The 1368-nt window shown below is 45.1% G+C and carries 3 protein-coding genes; 1 reads left to right on the top strand and 2 read right to left on the bottom strand.

What is annotated here, in order from left to right; all coding sequences use genetic code 11:
* Both A3G19_RS05655 and A3G19_RS05650 read right to left on the bottom strand, forming a co-directional pair.
* Window positions 1-416 (bottom strand): aldolase/citrate lyase family protein (locus tag A3G19_RS05655; protein ID WP_294871117.1); only part of this gene is annotated, 416 nt, incomplete at its 3' end.
* Window positions 385-747, bottom strand: coding sequence for a hypothetical protein (locus A3G19_RS05650; protein ID WP_015653875.1), 363 nt, complete (start codon window positions 745-747; stop codon window positions 385-387). The genes A3G19_RS05650 and A3G19_RS05655, both read right to left, overlap by 32 nt.
* Before the next feature lie 68 nt (window positions 748-815).
* Here A3G19_RS05650 and A3G19_RS05645 point away from each other — a divergent pair.
* On the top strand, window positions 816-1368 hold a 553-nt coding region (locus A3G19_RS05645; RefSeq protein ID WP_294871113.1), incomplete at its 3' end, for a tetrahydrofolate dehydrogenase/cyclohydrolase catalytic domain-containing protein.

Genomic DNA, 1368 nt, shown 5'->3' with positions numbered 1-1368 from the left:
GTTAAAACCCTTTTCACATCGGCTACACTCCGTATTTTCGGGACACGGATCGCATCGGGCATAAAAGGGTTGAGAAACAATATCTCCTCGGCACCCCCTTCATCCAGAGGATTAACCCGAACGATGAGCTTTTTATCGCTTTGGGGATTAGAAGCCAACACCATGGCACACAATGCTAATGCATACGGTTTTTGTTCACTGCTGACACCGTCTTCAAGATTCAGCATTAAACACTCTGCTTCGAGGCCCGGAATTTTGGCAAGATGTTTGATATTATGGGTAGAAACCATCATGGCGGATCGAAACGACAAGGAGCGGTTCAGCTCTCTTTTGACTGGAATTGCAAGTGCTCTAAGGGCTGTTATATCTTCTGAATCAACAAGATTATTGAGCTTTTCGGGGTTGTTGAGCGGCACGTTTAAACTCCTCACGATGGAGATAATAATAGAGTGTCTGTATCTCAGTATCCGTGAGATAATAACGGGGCATCCCGACGATACGGCTGTTTACTTTGTCATAAAACTCACGAAAAGAGAGTTTATGAATCGGTTTGCCGGCAAAAATTTTATTTTCACCTTTGTCACGATAACGGGCGATCAGTTTTCCCTCACCTTTTTCTCCGTGACACAAATGGCACCCTACCCCTCTGGGATTATGATAGAGCCCGGCAGCATACTCTTCTTTCGTAATAAACGATTCAGCATGAGAGAATGTGAATGCCAAAAATAATAGAATAACCCCGCGCACCTGATCCCTTTAACCGTTTATTAGTCTTTTATCGCTATCATACCTAAAAACAATTTGACGGTGATTAAATGCAAATTCTTGACGGTAAAGCACTCGCACAAAAAATCGAAGAAAAAGTCTCTCTCGGAGCCAAAGAACTTAAAGTTAAAACAGGCAGAGTTCCCGGTTTAGCGGTGATTTTGGTCGGTCATGATCCTGCGAGCCAAGCGTACGTCGGTATGAAGAAAAAAGCGTGTGACCGCGCCGGATTTTATTCGGTTACCCACGAAATGCCCGATGACATTTCCCAAGATGCAATCGTCAAAACCATCGAAATGATGAATCTAAATCCCAATATTGACGGAATTTTGATCCAGCTTCCCCTTCCAAAACATATCGATACCACAAAAATCCTCGAAGTAGTCGCCCCGACCAAAGACGTCGACGGATTCCACCCCTATAATGTCGGTCGTCTTGCAACAGGGTTGGACGGTTTTGTCCCCTGCACACCGCTAGGGGTAATGGAGCTTTTGGCAGAGTACCACATCGATCCAAAGGGTAAAAACTGTTGCGTCGTCGGTGCATCGAACATCGTCGGAAAACCGATGGCGGCACTTTTACTAAACGCCAATGCAACGGTTG

Source organism: Sulfuricurvum sp. RIFCSPLOWO2_12_FULL_43_24, from assembly GCF_001829605.1.
Taxonomy (GTDB): Bacteria; Campylobacterota; Campylobacteria; order Campylobacterales; family Sulfurimonadaceae; genus Sulfuricurvum.
The sequence above is the reverse complement of the archived record's forward strand: the minus strand, read 5'-3'. Positions and strand labels throughout refer to the sequence as shown.